Annotated in this window: 19 protein-coding genes and 1 riboswitch; of the genes, 13 read left to right on the top strand and 6 right to left on the bottom strand. The window is 66.9% G+C overall.

What is annotated here, in order from left to right:
- Window positions 1–26: 26 nt before the first annotated feature.
- Window positions 27–1,199, bottom strand: coding sequence for a bifunctional 2-C-methyl-D-erythritol 4-phosphate cytidylyltransferase/2-C-methyl-D-erythritol 2,4-cyclodiphosphate synthase (locus DM194_RS04670; RefSeq protein WP_111066149.1), 1,173 nt, complete (start codon window positions 1,197–1,199; stop codon window positions 27–29).
- A gap of 192 nt (window positions 1,200–1,391) precedes the next feature.
- Here DM194_RS04670 and DM194_RS04665 point away from each other — a divergent pair, with 192 nt between their 5' ends.
- The 6 genes from DM194_RS04665 to ntrX all read left to right on the top strand — a co-directional run bounded on the left by DM194_RS04665 (window position 1,392) and on the right by ntrX (window position 9,892).
- Entirely contained in the window at window positions 1,392–2,219 is an 828-nt protein-coding gene (locus tag DM194_RS04665; RefSeq protein WP_111066148.1) for a cytochrome C assembly family protein, read from the top strand.
- A gap of 113 nt (window positions 2,220–2,332) precedes the next feature.
- Entirely contained in the window at window positions 2,333–3,319 is a 987-nt protein-coding gene (dusB, locus tag DM194_RS04660; protein WP_111066147.1) for a tRNA dihydrouridine synthase DusB, read from the top strand.
- A gap of 14 nt (window positions 3,320–3,333) precedes the next feature.
- Window positions 3,334–4,533: a two-component system sensor histidine kinase NtrB gene (locus tag DM194_RS04655; protein WP_111066146.1), complete on the top strand. Its 1,200-nt coding sequence runs from the start codon at window positions 3,334–3,336 to the stop codon at window positions 4,531–4,533.
- Entirely contained in the window at window positions 4,533–5,978 is a 1,446-nt protein-coding gene (gene ntrC / locus DM194_RS04650) for a nitrogen regulation protein NR(I) (RefSeq protein ID WP_111066145.1), read from the top strand. Before DM194_RS04655 ends, ntrC begins: the two co-directional genes overlap by 1 nt.
- A gap of 205 nt (window positions 5,979–6,183) precedes the next feature.
- Window positions 6,184–8,502: a sensor histidine kinase NtrY-like gene (locus tag DM194_RS04645; RefSeq protein WP_111066144.1), complete on the top strand. Its 2,319-nt coding sequence runs from the start codon at window positions 6,184–6,186 to the stop codon at window positions 8,500–8,502.
- Window positions 8,492–9,892 (top strand): nitrogen assimilation response regulator NtrX, encoded by a 1,401-nt coding sequence (gene ntrX, locus DM194_RS04640; RefSeq protein WP_111066143.1) that lies wholly within the window; start codon window positions 8,492–8,494, stop codon window positions 9,890–9,892. The genes DM194_RS04645 and ntrX overlap by 11 nt, the downstream gene beginning before the upstream one ends.
- 89 nt (window positions 9,893–9,981) lie before the next feature.
- Here the strand turns inward: ntrX and DM194_RS28000 are convergent, their stop codons facing one another.
- Window positions 9,982–10,659, bottom strand: a complete 678-nt coding sequence (locus tag DM194_RS28000; RefSeq protein ID WP_162629961.1) for a hypothetical protein — start codon at window positions 10,657–10,659, stop codon at window positions 9,982–9,984.
- 205 nt (window positions 10,660–10,864) lie between these two features.
- On the opposite strand from DM194_RS28000, the gene DM194_RS04635 reads away from it, so the two are divergent.
- The 6 genes from DM194_RS04635 to DM194_RS04610 all read left to right on the top strand — a co-directional run bounded on the left by DM194_RS04635 (window position 10,865) and on the right by DM194_RS04610 (window position 15,338).
- Entirely contained in the window at window positions 10,865–11,596 is a 732-nt protein-coding gene (locus tag DM194_RS04635) for an HAD family hydrolase (RefSeq protein WP_342792446.1), read from the top strand.
- 63 nt (window positions 11,597–11,659) lie between these two features.
- On the top strand, window positions 11,660–11,908 hold the full coding sequence (gene hfq, locus DM194_RS04630; protein WP_012974114.1) for an RNA chaperone Hfq: 249 nt from the start codon (window positions 11,660–11,662) through the stop codon (window positions 11,906–11,908).
- A 4-nt stretch (window positions 11,909–11,912) separates the two neighbouring features.
- A complete protein-coding gene (hflX, locus tag DM194_RS04625) occupies window positions 11,913–13,229 on the top strand; it encodes a GTPase HflX (protein ID WP_483960772.1) in 1,317 nt (438 codons plus the stop codon).
- Between the two features lie 211 nt (window positions 13,230–13,440).
- Entirely contained in the window at window positions 13,441–13,746 is a 306-nt protein-coding gene (locus tag DM194_RS04620) for a hypothetical protein (protein ID WP_111066141.1), read from the top strand.
- 84 nt (window positions 13,747–13,830) lie between these two features.
- Window positions 13,831–14,433 (top strand): hypothetical protein, encoded by a 603-nt coding sequence (locus tag DM194_RS04615; RefSeq protein ID WP_111066140.1) that lies wholly within the window; start codon window positions 13,831–13,833, stop codon window positions 14,431–14,433.
- Window positions 14,434–14,525: 92 nt separating this feature from the next.
- Window positions 14,526–15,338: an inositol monophosphatase family protein gene (locus tag DM194_RS04610; protein WP_111066139.1), complete on the top strand. Its 813-nt coding sequence runs from the start codon at window positions 14,526–14,528 to the stop codon at window positions 15,336–15,338.
- A 52-nt stretch (window positions 15,339–15,390) separates the two neighbouring features.
- On the opposite strand, the gene DM194_RS04605 is transcribed toward DM194_RS04610, so the two are convergent.
- The 4 genes from DM194_RS04605 to DM194_RS04590 form a co-directional block, all read right to left on the bottom strand.
- Window positions 15,391–16,218 (bottom strand): universal stress protein, encoded by an 828-nt coding sequence (locus DM194_RS04605; protein WP_111066138.1) that lies wholly within the window; start codon window positions 16,216–16,218, stop codon window positions 15,391–15,393.
- A gap of 108 nt (window positions 16,219–16,326) precedes the next feature.
- Complete coding sequence (locus tag DM194_RS04600) at window positions 16,327–17,268, bottom strand: ABC transporter substrate-binding protein (protein WP_111066137.1); 942 nt, start codon at window positions 17,266–17,268, stop codon at window positions 16,327–16,329.
- 16 nt (window positions 17,269–17,284) lie between these two features.
- Window positions 17,285–18,052, bottom strand: a complete 768-nt coding sequence (locus DM194_RS04595) for an ABC transporter permease (protein ID WP_111066136.1) — start codon at window positions 18,050–18,052, stop codon at window positions 17,285–17,287.
- On the bottom strand, window positions 18,049–18,765 hold the full coding sequence (locus DM194_RS04590; protein ID WP_425457272.1) for an ABC transporter ATP-binding protein: 717 nt from the start codon (window positions 18,763–18,765) through the stop codon (window positions 18,049–18,051). The genes DM194_RS04595 and DM194_RS04590 overlap by 4 nt, the downstream gene beginning before the upstream one ends.
- 74 nt (window positions 18,766–18,839) lie before the next feature.
- A riboswitch (TPP riboswitch) is annotated at window positions 18,840–18,946 on the bottom strand.
- A gap of 80 nt (window positions 18,947–19,026) precedes the next feature.
- On the opposite strand from DM194_RS04590, the gene DM194_RS04585 reads away from it, so the two are divergent.
- Complete coding sequence (locus tag DM194_RS04585) at window positions 19,027–20,199, top strand: acetoin utilization protein AcuC (RefSeq protein ID WP_111066135.1); 1,173 nt, start codon at window positions 19,027–19,029, stop codon at window positions 20,197–20,199.
- The last annotated feature ends 60 nt before the right edge of the window (window positions 20,200–20,259 follow it).

The following is a 20,259-nucleotide window of genomic DNA, read 5'->3' as shown; positions in this document are numbered from 1 at the left end:
CTTGGTGGCGTCGTCGGAGTTGGATTTTATCCGGGAAGCCGGATGGTCGCCACCGCCTGCGCGGCGATGCCCTCGCGCCGGCCGGTGAAACCCAGCTCTTCGGTGGTGGTCGCCTTGACGCTGACCCGCCCGAGTTCGATACCCAGGATCTCGGCGATCCGCTCGGCCATCGCGGCGCGGTGGGGACCGATTTTGGGCCGCTCGCAGATGATCGTCACGTCGGCATGGGCGATGACGCCGCCACGCTCCGCCACCAGATCGGCGGCATGGCGCAGGAACTTGGCGCTGTCGGCGCCGCGCCAGCGCGGATCGCTGGGCGGGAAGTGGCTGCCGATATCGCCGGCGGCCAGCGCGCCCAGGATCGCGTCGGTCAGCGCGTGCAGGCCGACATCGGCGTCCGAATGGCCTTCCAGCCCATGGCTGTGCGGCACGCGCAGGCCGCAAAGCGTCACGAAATCGCCGTCGGTGAAGCGATGGACATCGAACCCGCTGCCGGTCCGCACGTCCCACAGGCTGCTCATGATCGCGCGGGTGGCGTGGGTCAGGTCGTCGGGGGTGGTCACCTTGAAATTGTCCTCCTTGGACGGCACCAGGGCGATGGCCAGCCCGGCGCGCTCCGCCACCGCGGCATCGTCGGTCAGCGACAGCCCGGCGGCGGAGCGGTGCGCCTCCAGGATGGCGGGGAAACGGAAGCCCTGCGGGGTCTGCGCCCGCCACAGCCCCTCGCGGTCCACCGTCGCGCAGATGGTGCCGCCGTTGCCGCGCTTCAGCGTGTCGGCCACCGGAACCGCGGCGATGGCGCCGGGTTTGTCGCGCAGGGATTCGATCACCGCGGCGATGGTGGAGTCGTCGATCAGGGGGCGGGCGGCGTCATGGATCAGCACGAGCTCGGGGGCACCGTCGGCGGCCAGCGCCTCCAGCCCGTTGCGCACCGAGTCCTGCCGGCTGGCTCCGCCGGCCACCGGGTCGGGCAGGCCCAGACCCGCGACCGCGGCGTCATAGGCGTCGCGCCAGGCCGGGTCGATGACGACGCGGATGCCGCCGACCTGCGGATGGCGCAGGAAGGCCTCCACCGTCCGGCGCAGCACCGGCTTGCCGGCGAGGTCGAGATATTGCTTCGGCCGTTCGGACCCGAACCGCTGGCCGGATCCTCCGGCGACGATCAGAGCGATGCAGGTGGGCGCGATGCGGGTGGGCATGAGGCAAACCGTAAGATATGATAGCCACTTGACGGAAACGTCGCGGAGCCTAGCCTGTCGCCGTGGTTCCGCCAAGTGCCGAGCCTGCCTGTTTCATCGCCGGACGGTTCCCGGCGGGTCAATGGCCACATGACGGGGCCACATGACGGCGGCGGCATGTCGGGGCGGAAAGACGGGAGTGCGTTCGGGTCCATGTCGCAGAACATCCTCTTGAGCCTGACGGCCCTGGTGACCCTGGTGCCGGCGGCCTTCTATCCCTACCGGCGCATCGCGGGGCAGGGGGTGGAGGGGCGCGGCTGGTCCTTCTGGGGCGCCCTGCTGCTCGCCGCCGCCGGTCCGGGCATCTGGGCGGTCCTGCAGGTCGCGGGGCAGTGGCACACCGGCTTTTCAACCGCGCTGTGGGTGACGACCGCCGCCTGCATGGCGCTGTTCATCGGGCTCTGCCTGTTCCATGGCACGGCCTGGAGGCTGGCGCCGCTGCTGCTGCCCTATCTTCTGGTCGTCTGCCTGTTCGCCACCCTGACCGAGGATGCGCCGGGTCCGGTCATGCGCGGCAACGCTCCCGGCGTGTGGATCGACCTGCACATCGCCGTGTCGGTCTTCACCTATGCCCTGCTGACGCTCAGCGCCGTGGCGTCGCTGGCCGCGGTGCTGCAGACGCGGGCCTTGAAGACCAAGCGGCCGACGCCCCTCAGCCGTTTCCTGCCGCCGGTGGCGGAGAGCGAACGGCTGCAGCTGCGCCTGCTGATCGCGTCGGAGGTGATTCTCGGCGCCGGCCTCGCCACCGGCATGGCGGTGCTGTATTTCGAGCAGGGGCTGCTGTTCCGCACCGACCACAAGAGCCTGCTGTCGCTCGCGACCTTCGTGGTGATCGGCCTGCTGCTGCTGGCGGAATACCGCACCGGCGTGCGCGGGCGGACGGCGGCGCGGACGATGCTGATCGTCTATCTGCTGGCGACGCTCGCCTATCCCGGCGTCAAATTCGTGTCGAATGTGCTGATCCGGCAATGGGCCTGGTAGGGGATGCCTGACCGCCGCCCCGGGCTTCGCACTTGCAGAAAGCCCTGGCCGCGTGATAACTTGCTTAAAATGTTGGCAATTCGTATTTTTGCCCATCAAACGGGCAGGTGAGAATGACCATAAAAATCGGGCCCATCACGCTTGCCGGACCGGTGATCCTGGCGCCCATGTCGGGCGTGTCCGACCTGCCGTTCCGCCGGCTGGTGAAACGGGCGGGCTGCGGTCTCGTGGTGTCGGAGATGATCGCCAGCCAGGCGATGATCCGCGAGAACCGCCAGACCCTGCGCATGGTGGAGACCGAGCCCGAGGAATTCCCGATGGCCGTCCAGCTCGCCGGCTGCGAGCCCGAGGTGATGGCCGAGGCGGCGAAGCTGAACGAGGATCGCGGCGCCGCGGTCGTCGACATCAATTTCGGCTGTCCGGTGAAGAAGGTGGTCAACGGCCATGCCGGCTCCTCCCTGATGCGGGACGAGGCGTTGGCCGGCCGCATCCTGGAGGCGGTGGTGAAGGCCGTCCGCATCCCGGTGACGCTGAAGATGCGGCTGGGCTGGGACGAGACCAACCGCAACGCTCCCAACCTCGCCCGCATCGCCGAACAGTGCGGCATCAGGATGGTGACGGTCCATGGCCGCACCCGCATGCAGTTCTACACCGGCACCGCCGACTGGACCTATGTCCGCCATGTGAAGGACGCGGTGTCGATCCCCGTCGTGGTCAACGGCGACATCAACAGTTTCGAGGCGGTGGACCGCGCCTTGGCTGAAAGCGGCGCCGACGGCGTGATGATCGGCCGCGGCAGCTACGGCCGGCCCTGGTTCCCGTCGCAGGTCATGCATTACCTGCGCACCGGCGAAAGGCTGCCCGACCCGCCGCTGCATGAGCAGATGGAAACGCTGCTGGAGCATTTCGACAGCATGCTGAGCCATTACGGCACGGACGGCGGCATCAAGGTCGCCCGCAAGCATGTGTCCTGGTATTCGACGGGCCTGCGCGAGTCCAACGAGTTCCGGCAGGAGGTCAACCGTCTGGGCGACCCCGCAGCGGTGCGCGACCGCATCCGCGCCTTCTACGAACCGGCAATCGAAAGGATGGCCGCCTGATGGAGCCCGTACCGATGACCGCACCGGGCCAGCGTGGCCGCAACCGGTCGGGCGCCTCGCGGGCGCCGCGGCTGGAATCCCTGGTGGTGCTGAACAGCCTGCCCGATCCGGTGCTGGTGGTGGACGGCAAAGGGGAAATCCGCTTCGTCAACCTGGAAGGGCAGGAGTTCTTCGACCTGTCCGCCAACGCCATGGAGGGCATGCCGCTGCCCGACCTGCTGCCGCCGGACAGCCCGGTGATGGGGCTGATCGAGCAGGTGCGCCGCGGCAGCCGCCGGGTGTCGCAGGACGGCGTCGTCATCGACACGCCCCGCATCGGCCCGCACCATGTGACGGTCCAGGTGGCGGCCATGGGCGATCCGCCCGACCATGTGGTGCTGACCATCCATGAACGGTCGCTGGCCCGCAAGATCGACCATTCGCTGACCCACCGCCATGCCGCGCGCTCCGTCACCGCCATGGCGGCGATGCTGGCGCATGAGGTGAAGAACCCGCTGTCGGGCATCCGCGGCGCCGCCCAGCTGCTGGAGGAGAATGCCGGCGAGCAGGACCGCGTGCTGACCCGCCTGATCTGCGACGAGGCCGACCGCATCGTGGCGCTGGTCAACCGGATGGAGGTGTTCTCCGACGAACGGCCGCTGGAGCGGGCCGCGGTGAACATCCACACCGTGCTGGAGCATGTGCGCAAGGTCGCCCAGAGCGGGTTTGCCCGAAAAATACGCTTTGTCGAGCGTTACGACCCGTCACTGCCTCCCGTTTACGGCAATCGCGATCAACTTGTGCAGGTTTTCCTGAATCTGATTAAAAATGCGGCAGAAGCTGCACCGGAATCAGGCGGCGAGATCACTCTGACCACCTCCTACCAGCATGGTGTCCGCATGGCCCTGCCGGGCGGCGACGTGCGCAGGCATCTGCCGCTGCTGGTGACGGTTCAGGATAATGGCGACGGCATCCCGGAGGACCTGCAGTCGAACCTGTTCGACCCCTTCGTGACCAGCAAGGTGAACGGGACTGGCCTTGGTCTTGCATTGGTGGCGAAACTCATAGGCGACCATGGCGGAACCATCGAGTTCGACAGCCAGCCTCGCCGGACAGTCTTCAAGGTGTCGCTGCCGATGTACGATGATTCGAAACACGAAGGCTCGAAACTGACCGGGAATTCGAAGATTTCTGACGCTGGTTCGCGGTCCAAGGGCGGCCGGGGGAGTCGTTGATGAGCGCGGCGACCATTCTCATCGCGGATGACGACCGCGCCATCCGCACCGTCCTGACGCAGGCCCTCGCCCGGCTGGGCCACGAGGTGAGGACCACCGGCAACGCCGCGACCCTGTGGCGCTGGGTGGCGGACGGGCAGGGGGATCTGGTCATCACCGACGTGGTGATGCCGGACGAGAACGGCCTGGACCTGATCCCGCGCATCAAGAAGCTGAGGCCGGAACTGCGCGTCGTCGTGATGAGCGCGCAGAACACGCTGATCACCGCGGTGAAGGCGGCGGAGCGCGGGGCCTTCGAGTACCTGCCCAAGCCCTTCGACCTGAAGGAACTGGTTTCGGTCGTCGAACGTGCTCTGAACGCCAACAACGCGCCGGTCGCCATGCCCGGCGGCGACCAGGAGAGCGAGGAGCAGCTTCCCCTGATCGGCCGGTCGCCGGCGATGCAGGAAATCTACCGGGTGCTGGCCCGCCTGATGGGCACCGACCTGACGGTGATGATCACCGGCGAGTCCGGCACCGGCAAGGAGCTGGTCGCCCGCGCGCTGCACGATTACGGCAAGCGGCGCAACGGCGCCTTCGTCGCCATCAACATGGCGGCCATCCCGCGCGAACTGATCGAATCCGAGCTGTTCGGCCACGAGAAGGGGGCCTTCACCGGCGCCACCAACCGGTCGACCGGCCGGTTCGAACAGGCGCAGGGCGGCACCCTGTTCCTGGACGAGATCGGCGACATGCCGCTCGACGCCCAGACCCGCCTGCTGCGCGTGCTGCAGGAAGGCGAATACACCACGGTCGGCGGACGCACCTCGATCAAGACCGACGTCCGCATCATCGCCGCCACCCACCGCGACCTGCGCACGCTGATCCGCCAGGGCCTGTTCCGCGAGGATCTGTTCTACCGCCTGTGCGTGGTGCCGATCCGCCTGCCGCCTCTGCGCGAGCGCACCGAAGACATCCCGCTGCTGGTCCGCCATTTCCTGAACATCGGCATCAGCCAGGGGCTCCCGGCCAAGAGCATCGATCAGGCGGCGATGGACCGGCTGAAGCGCTACCGCTGGCCGGGCAATGTCCGTGAACTGGAAAACCTCGTCCGCCGGTTGGCCGCGCTCTATTCGCAGGAGGTCATCGGCCTGGACGTGGTGGAGGCCGAGCTTGCCGACGCCACCCCGGTTGCCCAGCCGGTCGAGGAACCGCAGAGCGAAGGTCTGTCCTCCGCGGTCGAACGCCATCTGAAGGACTATTTCGCCGCGCATAAGGACGGCATGCCGTCCAACGGCCTGTATGACCGCGTCCTGCGCGAGATCGAACGGCCGCTGATCTCGCTGAGCCTGTCGGCGACCCGCGGAAACCAGATCAAGGCGGCCCAATTGCTGGGGCTGAACCGCAACACCCTGCGCAAGAAGATCCGTGACCTCGACATTCAGGTGATGCGCGGGATCAAGTAGCGGTCCCGCCGCGCCGCCACAACCGGTCCGTGCCAAATTTGTGACACAGCCTTGGCACGGACGGATGCCCTTCCAACGGCACACAACTGTCCGCACCGCCCATATCGGCCGGCCTATTGGCGCCCTGTCCGAAAGGCAGAGCCATTGCGTCTTGGCAGGGCCGCAACAGAGGTGTATCTTTCCGGCAACAGATTAGCGCCGGAACATGCCCCTGACAACCGACACCCCTGCGGCCGGCCAGATGCCGGTTTGGCAGAAGTTCCTCCAATGGTCCCGGCGGGTCGGCCTGGGCAAGCGGCTGGCCTTTGCCCTGTCGCTGGCGGCGCTCGCGGCCGGATTCGCCACCTATGCGGCGATGACCGAAAGCGCGCCGTTCGGGCAGGCCAACCCGCGTACGGTCACGCTTCTGCTGACGCTCGATCTTGCGATCCTGCTGACGCTCGGCGTGCTGATCGCGCGGCGGATCGTGGCGATCCTGATCGGCCGGCGGCGCGGGCTGGCGGGGTCACGGCTGCACACCCGGCTGGTCCTGGTGTTCAGCGTGCTGGCGGTGGCGCCCGCCATCATCATGACCGTCTTCTCGACCCTGTTCTTCTATGTCGGGGTGCAGAGCTGGTTCAGCGACCGCGTGCGCACGGCGGTGAACGAATCCCTGGTGGTCGCCAGCGCCTATCTCCACGAGCACCAGCAGAACATCCGCGCCGACGCCCTGGCCATGGCCAACGACCTGTCGCAGGAGGCGCGCTTCTCCAGCGATCCGCAGCGGTTCGAGCAGGTCGTCGCCACCCAGGCGATGCTGCGCGCCCTGTCGGAGGCCATCGTCTTCAACGGCACCACCGGCGCCATCGTCGCCCGCGTCGGCTACACCTTCACCCTGGAATTCGAACCGATCCCGGAAGAGAAGCTCCAGCAGGCCCGCAATGGCGAGGTCGCGCTGATCGTCAAGGAATCCGACGACCGCGTGCGCGCCCTGGTCAGCCTGGACCGGATGTCCGACACCTTCCTCTATGTCGGCCGCATGGTGGAGCCGCGGGTTCTGCAGCATATGGCGGCGGCCGAGGGGGCGGTGAAGGAATACAGCGCGCTGGAAAGCCAGCGCGGCAGCCTGCAGATCACCTTCACCCTGATCTTCCTGGTCGTCGCCATGCTGCTGCTGCTGGCGGCGGTGTGGGCCGGCCTGAACTTCGCCACCCGGCTGGTCCGTCCGATCAGCGCGCTGATCGGCGCCGCCGAGCGGGTGCGCGCCGGCGACCTGACCGTCCGCGTGTCGGAACCGCCGGGCGAGGACGAGTTCGTCCTGCTGTCCCGCGCCTTCAACCGCATGACCACCGAGATCGAGGGGCAGCGGCGGGAGTTGCTGTCGACCAACCGCCTGCTGGACGAGCGCCGCCGCTTCACCGAGACGGTGCTGTCCGGCGTGTCGGCCGGCGTGCTGGGCCTGGATGCCGACGGGGTCATCAATCTGCCGAACCTGTCCGCCGCGCGGCTGCTGGGCGAGGACGATCCGGAGCGGATGGTCGGCCTGCCGCTGGTCGAACTGCTGCCGGACATGGCCGAACTGCTGGAGAACGCGCCGAAGCGGCCCGGCCGCGTCGTGCAGGACCAGATCCATGTCCGCCGACCGGGCAAGCCGATGCTGACCCTGCTGGTCCGCATCGCCGCCGAGGTGCGGGACGGCAACGTGCGCGGCTATGTCGTCACCTTCGACGACATCACCGAACTGGTTTCGGCGCAGCGCAAGGCGGCCTGGGCCGACGTGGCGCGGCGCATCGCCCATGAGATCAAGAATCCGCTGACGCCGATCCAGCTTTCGGCCGAACGTCTGCGCCGCAAATACCTGAAGGAGATCTCCAGCGATACGGAGGTCTTCACCATGTGCACGGACACCATCGTCCGGCAGGTGGACGATATCCGCCGCATGGTGGACGAGTTCTCCGCCTTCGCGCGCATGCCGCAGCCGGTGATGAAGCCGGCCAACATCAACGATCTCGTCCGGCAGGCGGTGTTCCTGCAATCCAGCGCGCACAGCGGCAGGATCCGGTTCGAGACGCGGCTGCCGGCGGGACCGCTGACGGTGGCCTGCGACAACCGGCAGATTTCCCAGGCGCTGACCAACCTGCTGCAGAACGCGGCCGACGCCATCGAAGGCCGCAGCCCGCCCGCCGACGGGTCGGAACTGCCGCCCGGCGAGGTGTCGATCGCGGTGGAGGACGACGGCGAAAAGGTCGTCGTCACCATCGAGGACAATGGCAAGGGCCTTCCCGGCGGCGAGCAGCGCGACCGGTTGACCGAGCCCTATGTGACGACGCGGGCCAAGGGCACCGGGCTGGGGCTCGCGATCGTCAAGAAGATCATGGAGGACCATGGCGGCGTGCTGACCCTGGAGGACCGCGAAGGCGGGACCGGGGCGCGCGTGACCCTGGTCATCCCGCACCCGGTTACGGCCGCGAACGACGCGGACGGCCGTGACGACAGGCCGGCGGAGACCGGCGGAGAGATGAGGCACGAAGCCCATGGCGCATGACATTCTGATCGTCGACGACGAAGCTGATATCCGGATGCTGATCGCCGGCATCCTGAACGACGAAGGCATCAAGACCCGCGAGGCCGCCGACGCCGATCAGGCCTTCGCCCAGGTGGCGGCGCGCCGTCCGAGCCTCGTCGTGCTCGACATCTGGCTGCAGGGCAGCAGGCTGGACGGCCTGCAGATCCTGGAACAGCTGATGCGCGACCATGCGAATCTGCCGGTCATCATGATTTCCGGCCACGGCAACATCGAGACCGCGGTGCAGGCGATCAAGATCGGCGCCTACGACTTCATCGAGAAGCCGTTCAAGGCCGACCGCCTGCTGCTGATGGTGGACCGTGCCATCGAGGCGGCGCGGCTGAAGCGCGAGAACCAGGAACTGAAGCTGCGCGCCGGCGGCGACGCCGAACTGATCGGCCGGTCCTCCGCGGTCAACCAGGTGCGCCAGTCGATCGACAAGGTGGCCCCCACCGGCAGCCGCGTGCTGATCTCCGGCCCGCCCGGCGCCGGCAAGGAGGTGGTCGCGCGCCTGATCCATACCCGGTCGCGCCGGGCGGGCGGCCCCTTCGTCGGGTTGAACTGCGCCACCATGCGGCCGGAACGTCTGGAGATGGAGCTGTTCGGCACCGAGGCCGGCGTCGACGGCCCCGGCCGCAAGATCGGCACCTTCGAGCAGGCCCATGGCGGCACGCTGCTGCTGGACGAGGTCGCCGACATGCCGCTGGAAACCCAGGGCAAGATCGTCCGCGCCCTGCAGGAACAGGTGTTCGAGCGCGTCGGCGGCGGCCAGCGGGTCGAGGTCGACGTGCGCGTCATCGCCACCTCGAACCGCGACCTTCAGGCGGAGATCGAGCAGGGCCGCTTCCGCCAGGACCTGTTCTACCGCCTGTCGGTGGTGCCGATCCGCGTGCCCTCCCTGGCCGAGCGGCGCGAGGACATTCCGGTGCTGGCCCGCCATTTCATGCAGCGCTCCGCCGAGGCGTCGGGCCTGCCGATCCGCGAGTTCGGCGAGGACGCGATGGCGGCGCTCCAGGCCTATGACTGGCCGGGCAACGTGCGCCAGCTGCGCAACGTGGTGGACTGGCTGCTGATCATGGCGCAGGGCGACGCGAAGGAGCCGATCCGCGCCGACACCCTGCCGCCGGAGATCGGCGCCATAACCCCGACCGTCCTGAAATGGGACAAGGGCGGCGAGATCATGGGCCTGCCGCTGCGTGAGGCGCGCGAGGTGTTCGAGCGCGAATACCTGCTGGCCCAGGTCACCCGCTTCGGCGGCAACATCTCCCGCACCGCGTCCTTCGTCGGCATGGAACGCTCGGCCCTTCACCGCAAGCTGAAGTCGCTGGGCGTCCATGGCAGCGAAAAGGGGAAGATGTTCATCGAGTGACGGGCGCCCTCTCCGTCGCCACCTCCCTTACAAGGCACAGCACGCAAGAGCGTTGTTCCATCAACGCTCTTGCGCCGCCATTCAGCCACTCATCCCAAGTGATTGAACCAACCCTTTTCAACACCGAAGCTGTAGGCGGAGCAGATCGTTGAGGCCAACACAATAATCAACCCGATAACTCCCGGCACCTCTGGGAATAGCTCTAGAACGACAAAATAGTCGTCGATGAATAATTTTTCTCCAGAAAAATAACTCGCCAAAAACCCCAGGACATTCGACGCGAGGATTATTTTTGGAAAAACAGAGTGCATTCCAGCAATAAAAACAAAGTACATAAACCCGACTGCAATCGTCAAAATTACTATAAACTGATATCCAAGGAGACCCTTATCAAGATTGGTCAATCCATATATAAATAACCCGTAAAATATTAACGTGAATACTGCAAATTTTATAATGTTAAAATTTCCAGATTTGTTAAAGAATGAAATGGAAATAAATTGAAATGCCATATAAATGCTAGCTGGGTATATTATGTATATAAGCGGAAAACCTCCAAAAATCTCCGCAAAATCCTTCATGGAGAAAAACCACTGCTCAATGAAAACATTTCTGTCTATTAAGGTCGTGTATATGGCAGGAACCGCGAAAATGAATATGTTCTTCTTTATATCTTTTCGCTTGCCCTCATTATACGTAGCCTCCTGAATAATTCCTGCAACGATGGCGTATGGCAATGCAACCAGTACAAAAAGAAGCGCTAGCATTTGCGTTGCCCGTCGATGATTGAAATACCCGGATATGCATTGTAAATTCCGGGAACCACAGATCCTAGACAACGATAAAAAGGGAATAAATAGCGATAATTTCTTTTTTAGGTTGCATTTGCTCCGGTTGCAGACGGTCGCGGCCTGATAAGCTATATACGGATCCCCTGGCGTCGAGAGCTGCGGAAAGGAAATTGGATTGTCCGTGTGTCCACCCCCCATCACCCTGCCACGCGCCGTCATCTATGACTGGGACAACACCCTGGTCAGCAATTGGGACACCGTGCGCGAGGCGTTGAACCATGCGCTGGTATCCTTCGGCCTTGCCCCCTGGAGTGCGGAGGAGGCGCGCGAGCGGATCAAGGCGTCGTTGCGTGACAGCTTTCCGCGAATCTTCGGCGAGCGCTGGACCGAGGCGCGCGACCTCTTCTATGGCTATTTCGAGGCCCACCATCTTGACGGGCTGAAGCCGCTGCCCGGCGCCGAGACGCTGCTGCGCCATTTCCACGAGCGTGGCGTCTATCAGGCCGTCGTCTCCAACAAGAACGGCAAGTTCCTGCGGGCCGAGGCCGAGGTGCTGGGCTGGACGCGCTATTTCGGCAAGCTCGTCGGCGCCCAGGACGCGGAGTTCGACAAGCCGCACCTCGCCCCGGTGCGCATGGCGCTGGAGCCCGCGGGGATCGAACCGGGCCCTGACGTCTGGTTTCTCGGCGACGCCGACATCGACATGGAATGCGCCCATGGCGCCGGTCTCGTTCCGGTGCTAATAGGGCTCGGCGAGGGAAGCGGCTTCGACCGTTTTCCCCCCGCCCATCGCCACTCCGACTGCACGGCGCTGCAGAGCGTCCTCTGTGGCTTGGTGGATGGCAATGGTGATACCATATCCCTGCAAACGGCTGTCGAGACGGTACCTGCGCGCACCAAACCTACACCGTGAAACGGGGAGCGGACCGCCTTTAATCAAGGGGTCCCAAGAACATTGAAGAAGGGGGCATAAAAAATGTCTGAAAAAAGCCAGAACGTGCAGGACGTGTTTCTGAACCACGTGCGTAAGAACAAGACTCCCGTAACCGTCTTTCTCGTGAACGGCGTGAAACTCCAGGGCATCATTACTTGGTTCGACAACTTCTCGGTACTGTTGCGGCGCGACGCGCATTCCCAGCTTGTTTACAAGCACGCAATTTCGACGGTCATGCCTGCCCATCCCATTCAACTTTTCGAGCCGCCCAAGGAAGGTGAAAGCGTCTGATCCCTTGACCAATGGTAACGGCGCGGCCCCGGAAGGCGCCGCGCGGGCCATCGTGGTCCACCCCGTCCTCCGCAACGAGGCGGACGGGGACTTGCGCCCTCCCGAATCACGGCTGGAGGAGGCGATCGGTCTTGCCCAGGCGATTCAGCTGGACGTCGTCCATGCCGAATGCGCCAAGGTGAACCGGCCTCAGCCATCGACCCTGCTCGGCTCCGGCACGGTGGAGCATCTGGCACAGGTCGTGGAGGAGAACGAGGCGACGCTGGTCATCCTCGACCACGCCCTGTCGCCGGTACAGCAGCGCAACCTCGAACGGGCGTTGAAGGCGAAGGTCATCGACCGGACCGGCCTGATCCTGGAGATCTTCGGCGCCCGCGCCCGCACGCGCGAGGGCATGCTGCAGGTCGAACTGGCGTCGCTGACCTACCAGAAGTCACGGCTCGTCCGCTCCTGGACCCACCTGGAACGGCAGCGCGGCGGCTTCGGCTTTCTCGGCGGCCCCGGCGAATCCCAGCTTGAGCTTGACCGCCGCCTGATCGGCGACCGGATCATCAAGATCAAGAAGGAACTGGAGGAGGTGCGGCGTACCCGCGGCCTGCACCGCAAGGCGCGCGCCAAGGTGCCCTATCCGGTGGTGGCGCTGGTCGGCTACACCAACGCCGGCAAATCGACGCTGTTCAACCGGCTGGCGAATGCCGACGTCTTCGCCCAGAACCTGCTGTTCGCCACGCTCGATCCGACCATGCGGCAGGTGACTCTGCCGTCGGGGCGCAAGGTGATCCTGTCCGACACCGTCGGCTTCATCTCCGACCTGCCGCACGGCCTCGTCGCCGCCTTCCGCGCCACGCTGGAGGAGGTGGACGCCGCCGACATCATCCTGCATGTCCGCGACATCGCCCACATCGACAGCGACGCCCAGAAGGCCGACGTCAATGAGGTGCTGTCCGACATGGACATCGATCCGGAAACGGACGACCGGGTGATCGAGGTGCTGAACAAGATCGACGCGCTGGACGGCGAAAGCCGCGCGGCGATCCTGGCGCAGACCAGCCGCAATCCGCGTGCGGTCGCCGTGTCGGCGCTGTCCGGCGAGGGGATCGACGACCTCGACCGCCTGCTGGACCAGCGGATGAACGTCAACCGGCGGGTGGTCGACCTGTCGGTCGAGTTGGGCGACGGCGCGGCGCTCGCCTGGCTCTATGCCAAGGGCGAGGTTCTGGAACGCCGGGACGACGAGGAGCGGGCGCATCTGCACGTCTCCCTCGACCCGGCCGACCTCGCCCGGTTCGAGAAGCGGTTCCAGCCGCAATCTCAGGCCTGACGCTGCGGTAAATGCTACGTCGTACGAACAACCCTAAGAGGTGAGTTGCGGCGCTAGCCAAACGGAATGGGTGCAACGGCCGCTATGACCTGTTGCACCCCACTCCGGTCTTACGACCAATGCGGAGTGGCGATTTCCCCATTGGGGTCCGATTATTGGAGTTCCAATTATTGGAACGGAGCAACGCGCTCCCCCAGGTGGAGGACTGCCAATGCGGTTGCAAACCGATCCGTCGTGTTTTTCAATCACGGCTTTCCTCGCCGATCAGGTCGCTCTGGTGGCCCGTGAAGAGAAATTGCCGCCGGGTGCGGCGCTGCTGCGGTTGCAGGAGCTGTCGCGCACCCCGGAAGGACGAGCCAAACTGATCCGCCTGATCGACGCTGCCGCGCAGCGGGAGCCGAATGCCGACGAGGCCGCGAAGATCGCCGCGATCTGCCGCGAGCTTTCGGCCTGGGGTTATGGCGAGGGGCGGCGTCCGGCCGGATTTCCCGAAGGGAACCACCGCGCCGCCGCATGACGGTGATTTGACACACGCTTGATGGATGACTGCGCGGGTGATGGCGGGCCATAATGGAGCGTTCGCCATCGCCGCGGTTTTGTCGTGCTCCGTCGCTCCTTCCGTTCCGTCCCGACCGGTGCCGGTCGCCTGCTGCCGGCCTTGCCGGTGCTTCTGGCGCTCGCCCTCCCGTCGGCAGCGCTGTTCGCGGCGGAGCCCTTGCGGCCCGGAACGCCCCTTCCGCCCGGCTATGTCGAAGAGCCGGACATCCCTCCCGAAGATCCGCTTCCGCCCCCGCCGGAACCCCTTCCGGTGGCTCCCGATGTACCGCTGGTCATCGCACCGGATGCCGTCGAATTGCTGAAGGAGTGCAAGCAGCCGGCCTTCACCGACTGTTTCCGCCTCTGGCAGCCGCCGCCTCCACCGCCGGAGCCCGAGAAGGAAACCGCCGGCCCCCCGCCGCCGCCGCCACGGATCGATCCGAATGCGCCGCGACTGCCGGCACAGGGCGGACCAGTGACTCCGCCGCCGCCCGATCCGGCCAGGGAGGCCGCAGCCATCGCCGCCGACCGCGCCACGCTCGACGCGCTGTCAAAGGCGCTGAAGGACAGCGGGCTGGACGGCAAGGTTCTGCTGACCAATCCCGATGGCGGCGACCCGACGTTGAAGCGGGACAGCAATCCCGCCAAGCCGGCGGCGAAGCCGTGACGGTCCGTCGCCTTTCGAATTTCCGTGCGATTCGCGTTTGGGGCGATTCCGTCCGAGCCGAGCGCACGCCAAGCCAGTGAGAGCGCCCAATCATGACTGGTTTCCCGCTTCCCGACATCGACCGCGTGTCCGACCTGATCCGTTCAGTCGCCCGGACGGAAATCATGCCCTATTTCCAGAAGCTCGACGCCGCAGGCATCCGGCAGAAGACCGGGCCGACCGACCTCGTCACCCTGGCCGATGAAGCAGCGGAACGCGCGCTGACCCCGGCGCTGTCGGCCTTGCTTCCGGGCAGCCGGGTGATCGGCGAGGAAGCGGCGTCCGAGGATGGGCGCGTGCTCGACCGCATCCATGGCGACGATCCGGTCTGGATCATCGATCCGGTGGACGGCACCATCAACTTCGCCCAGGGCCGCCCGTTGTTCGCGGTGATCGTGGCGCTCGCCTGCAAGGGCGAGACGGTCGCGGGCTGGATCCACGATCCGGTGGACGGGCGGACGGCGACGGCGGTGAAAGGGCGGGGGGCATGGCTCGACGGCCGCCGGGTCCATGTCGCGCCCGCCGTGCCGCTGCCGCAGATGGTCGGCGCCCTGTCCACCCGCTTCTGCGGCGAAGAGATGAGACGGCAGTTGGAGGAGCGCAGCGCCGGACTCGGCGAGCGCGTTTGCCTGTCGAGCGCCGCGCAGGAGTATCTGCGGCTGCTGGAGGGGCGGGCGCATTATTCGCTCTACCACCGCCTGATGCCGTGGGACCACGCGGCCGGCGTGCTCCTGCACGCCGAGGCCGGCGGCTATTCGGCGCTGATCGACGGCACGCCCTATCGGCCGGGGCTGCTGAACGGCAGCATCCTGCTGGCGCCCGACCGGGACAGCTGGCAGGCGTTGCACGGGCAGCTGTTCGGGTGAATTTACGGCTACGGGGGACGGTCGCCGCAACGACGTTCCCCCGCCTCCGCCCTCAATGGGTCAGCAACGTCGGCAAGGTCAGCCCTTCCAACACCGTGCGGGTGGCGCCGCCCAGCACCAGTTCGCGCAGGCGGGAGTGGCCATAGGCGCCCATCACCAGCATGTCGGCGCCCTGGTCGGTGCAGCAGGACAGGATCATGTCGCCGACATCGCCGCCCGACGCGATGACCGACTGGGGACGGGCGGCGATGCCGTGGCGGTGCAGCCAGTCCACCAGGGCGGCGGCTTCGTCGCTGCGATGGTCGGGCGACTCCACCGTCAGGATGGTGACGGACTGCGCCGTCTCCAGGAAGGGCATGGCGGCGCGGACGGCGCGGGCCGCTTCGCGGCAGTTCTTCCAGGCGACCAGCACATGCCGGCCGATGGCTGCGGTGGCGGGCTGGCCCGGCGGCAGGACCAGAACCGGGGTGGCGGTTTCCAGGGGCAGGCGGTCGGGGATGTTGTGCAGGGAGATGCGATCGCCCGCCCGAACCGCCGCCGATTGCGCCACCACGACCAGATCGGCGTAGGAGGCCCGTTCGGCCAGCAATTCGACGTGATCGCCTTCCTCGACCGTCCAGTCATAGGACAGGCCGTTCAGCGCCTGCCGCACCTCCCGCTCGATCCGCTCGGCGTTCTCATGGGCGATGGCGGTGGCTTCCGCCATAAAGGCGTATGATGCGGCCCGGCCGGTGGCGCCCGCCGGCATCGACACCGGGGTGGCGACGTAGAGCGCCTGGATATGGGCGGAGAATTGCTTGGCGAGCGTCGCAGCAACGGCCATCCGGCCAGCGTGGGCGTCGTCATTTGCCATGTGCAGCAGGATGGTCTTGATCGGCATAGCCTTGCGTCTCCCAATTCATGCAACCGCCGATCGGTGGTCGGCGTTGTGGTTTTTCTCTAGGTAACGCGCCGCCGGCCCGGAAAGCAAATGTCGTCCGGTAGCGGATTACTTCACCACCACGGCATACCGGTCGACCGGCGCCACTTCCTTGATCAGGCCGCGCGCCTTCAGGAACTCGGCGAAGCGGGTGTAGCGCTCGGCATCCAGGGCGGTCGGGCTGTGGGAGAAGCGCCGCAGCGTATCGGCCCAGGCACGGCGGTTGAGTTCGTCGTTCAGTTCCGGCCGACCCTTGACGAAGGCCGCCTGCGATTCCTCCGGGTGGTTCAGGATGTAGAGCGTCGCACGCTCCACCGCCGCCAGGAATCGCTTGAAACGCGGGTCGTTCGCCTTGTCCTTGTGGGCGACCAGGATCAGCTCGTCATAGGGCGGCACCCCTTCCTCCTCCGGGTAGAAGGCGCGGCCGGGCTGCTTCTCGATATCCAGCTGGTTCAGTTCGAAGTTCCGGAAGGCGCCGACCACCGCATCGACCTGGCCCGACAGCAGCGAAGGCGACAGCGAGTAGTTGACGTTCACCAGTTCCACATCCTTCAGGCTCAGCCCGTGCTTCTCCAGCATGGCGCCCAGCAGCGCATCCTCGAAGCCGGCGATGGAGAAGCCGATCTTGCGGCCCTTCAGGTCCGTCAGCGTCTTCACCGGCCCGTCGCGCAGCACGACGACGGAGTTCAGCGGGGTCGACACCAGCGTGCCGACGCGGACCAGCGGCAGCCCTTCGGACACCTGCAGGATCAGCTGCGGCTGGTAGGACACGGCAAGGTCGGCGCCCCCGGCGGCGACCAGCTTCGGCGGGTCGTTGGGGTCGGCCGGTGCGGTCAGCGTCACCTCCAGCCCGGCATCCTTGAAGAAGCCCTTCTCCTGCGCCACCACCAGCGGGGCGTGGTCCGGGTTGACGAACCAGTCCAGCATCACGGACAGCTTGTCCTGGGCCAATGCCGGAAGCGCGGTCATCAGGCCGGCTGCCATCAGGCCGGCGGCGAACAGGTGCTTCATCGGGTTTTCTCCCCCTTCAAGGATTGGCGTCTTCGGCCGGTTGGGTATCGGGTTGCCAGGGCAGGGCGCGGCGGGCCAGCGCATCGACGGCGGCATAGAGCGTCACCGCGAACAGCCCCAGCACCAGCACGGCGGCGAAGAGAAGGTCGATCTGCATGCGGGCGTTGGCGTGCAGCATCAGATAGCCGAGGCCGGAGGACGACCCCACCCACTCGCCGATCACCGCGCCGATGGGCGCCACCGCAGCTGCAACCCGAACGCCGGACCAGAAGGCGGGCAGGGCGGCCGGCAGGCGGATCCGCCACAGGATGGCGGCGGGCGAGGCGCCCATGGTGCGGGCAAGGTCGAGCCAGCCGGGATCGGTGCGGCGCAGCCCGTCGAACAGGGCGGTCGTGACCGGGAAATAGATGACCAGCACCGCCATGGCGATCTTGGACGCCATGCCGTAGCCCAGCCACAGAACCAGCAGCGGCGCCAGCGCGAAGACCGGAATGGCCTGGCTGACCAGCAGAAGCGGCATCAGCCAGCGCCGCGCCGTGCGGAACCGCGCCAGCAGCAGCGCGCTGACCCCGCCCAGAGCCACGCCGGCCACCAGCCCGACCAGGATCTCGGTCAGGGTGGTCAGCCCATGGCTCCACAGCAGGGGCGCCTGCCGCCGCATTGCGTCGGCCACGGCCAGCGGACCGGGCAGCAGATAGCGCGGCAAGCCGGTGGCCCAGACCAGCGCCTGCCAGCCGGCGACCAGCACGGCGAGCGTGACCAGGGCGCGCAGCAGCGCCCTCATTCCGCCAGCCTCCGCAACAGCTCCGCCTGCAGCGCCAGCAATCCGGGGTCGTCGACCCGGCGCGGCACCGGGCCCGACGGTTCCAGAGCCGGCCCCATGACGGCCGGGCGGCCGGTCATCACATGCAGGCGGTCGCCGATGCGCAGCGCCTCCAGCGGGTCGTGGGTGACCATCAGCACCGTGCGGCCGGCCAGCGTCTCCGCCGCCGTTTCCTGCAGCCGCAGCCGCGTGATGGCGTCGAGCGCGGAGAAGGGCTCGTCCATCAGGACCAGCGGCTTGTCCTCCATCAGCGTGCGGGCCAGCGCCACCCGCTGCCGCTGCCCGCCGGACAGGGCGGCCGGACGGTCGCGCTCCCGCCCCGCCAGACCGACGCGGTCGAGCAGCGCGCGGGCACGCTCCACCCGCGCGGCATCGGGACGCCGGTGGCGCAGACGGTCGCCCAGAAGGACATTGTCCAGAACGGTCAGCCAGGGCAGCAGCAGATCCTGCTGCGCCATGTAGGCGATGCGGCCGGGCAGGGGGTGTCCGTCGCCGGTGGTGACGCGGGTCGGAGGCTCCGGCTCCGCCAGGCCGGCGAGGATGCGCAGCAGCGTGGTCTTGCCGACGCCGCTCGGCCCCAGCAGGCAGGTGGTCCGCCCCGCCGGCAGATCGAGCGTCAGGTCGGAGAACAGCAGCGTGCCGCCGAAGGTCAGCCGCGCTCGCGAGACGGTCACCGAAAGCGGCGTCATCGCCGGCATGGACGCGAGGACGGGCGCGGGAAGGGCGATGATGCGGAGAAGGTGCGCTTGCGGTCTGCCATCACTGATCCCTACGCCGGCATGAACCGGATCAGGTTCCAGGGGTCGTCCCGCAACGGGACCTCTCAGCCGCCCATCGGCTCCCCCCAGTGAAGACGGCGACTATAGGCGCGGATGATCCGTGACCGCAAGCATCGGCGCAGGCGATTCCAGAGTGCGGAAGCGGAGGGGTGCCGCTTGACCGGCGCGCGGCACCGCCTAGTTTCTCACGGGACCGATGGAGATCATCCCCTGACCACGCCTCTCCGCATCCCCCTGTTCATCGGCGGCGAGATCTATCGCGGCTCGACCTATGGTCCGAAGCATCCGCTGGCGATCCCGCGCGTGTCGACGGTCATCGACCTGAGCCGCGCCATGGGGTGGCTGCAGGAGGAGGTCTATCTCGACACCCATGTGGCGAGCGAACGCGAGCTGGCGCGCTTCCACACGGCGGACTACATCGCCGCCCTGAAGCGGGCGGAGGCGGAGCAGCGGGTGGACGAGGCGACGGCGGCCCGCCACAATCTGGGCAAGCTGGAGAATCCCGTCTTCGCCGAGATGTACCGGCGGCCCGCCCACAGCAGCGGGTCGGCCCTGCAGGCGGCGCGGATCCTGGGCGACCGTCCGGCCGGGCTGGTCTATGCCCCGGCCGCCGGCACCCACCACGCGCGGCGCGACCGCGCCAGCGGCTTCTGCTATTTCAACGCGCCGGTGCTGGGCATCCTGGAACTGCTCGACCATGGGCTGGAGCGGGTGCTCTATGTCGATCTCGACGCCCATCACGGCGACGGAGTGGAGGAGGCCTTCGCCGACGACGACCGGGTGCTCACCATCTCGATCCACGAGGACGGGCGCTGGCCCTATACCGGCAAGGCGGAGGACCGGGCCGGCGGCATGGCCCGCAACCTGCCGGTTCCGCCGGGCTTCAACGACAGCGAGATGGAGCATGTGATGGAGGCGGCGGTGCTGCCGCTGGCCCGCGCCTTCCGCCCGCAGGCGATGGTGATCCAGACCGGCGCCGACGCCCTGGCCGAGGATCCCCTGAGCCGGCTGGAGCTGTCCAACCATGCGCTGTGGGAGGCGGTGGCCGCCCTGCTGCCGCTGGCGCCGCGGGTGATGGTGGTCGGCGGCGGCGGCTATAACCCCTGGTCGGTCGGGCGCTGCTGGGCCGGCATCTGGGCGGTGATGAACGGGTTCGACCCCGCCGTGTCGCCGACCGGGGAGGCCGAGGCGGTGCTGCGCGCCCTGACCTGGACCCGCGCCGCCGGCCGCAACCCGCCGGAGCACTGGTTCACCACCCTGGCGGACCTGCGGCGGCCGGGACCGGTGCGCGACGCGGTGAAGCGGGTGGCGGAGATCGCGGCATCCTGACTCATTGTCGACGGATTTCGAGCGAAGCCGCGACGTTTCGTTGACGGCATTGGATTGTTC

This window comes from Azospirillum ramasamyi, assembly GCF_003233655.1.
Classification (GTDB): domain Bacteria; phylum Pseudomonadota; class Alphaproteobacteria; order Azospirillales; family Azospirillaceae; genus Azospirillum; species Azospirillum ramasamyi.
The sequence above is the reverse complement of the archived record's forward strand: the minus strand, read 5'-3'. Positions and strand labels throughout refer to the sequence as shown.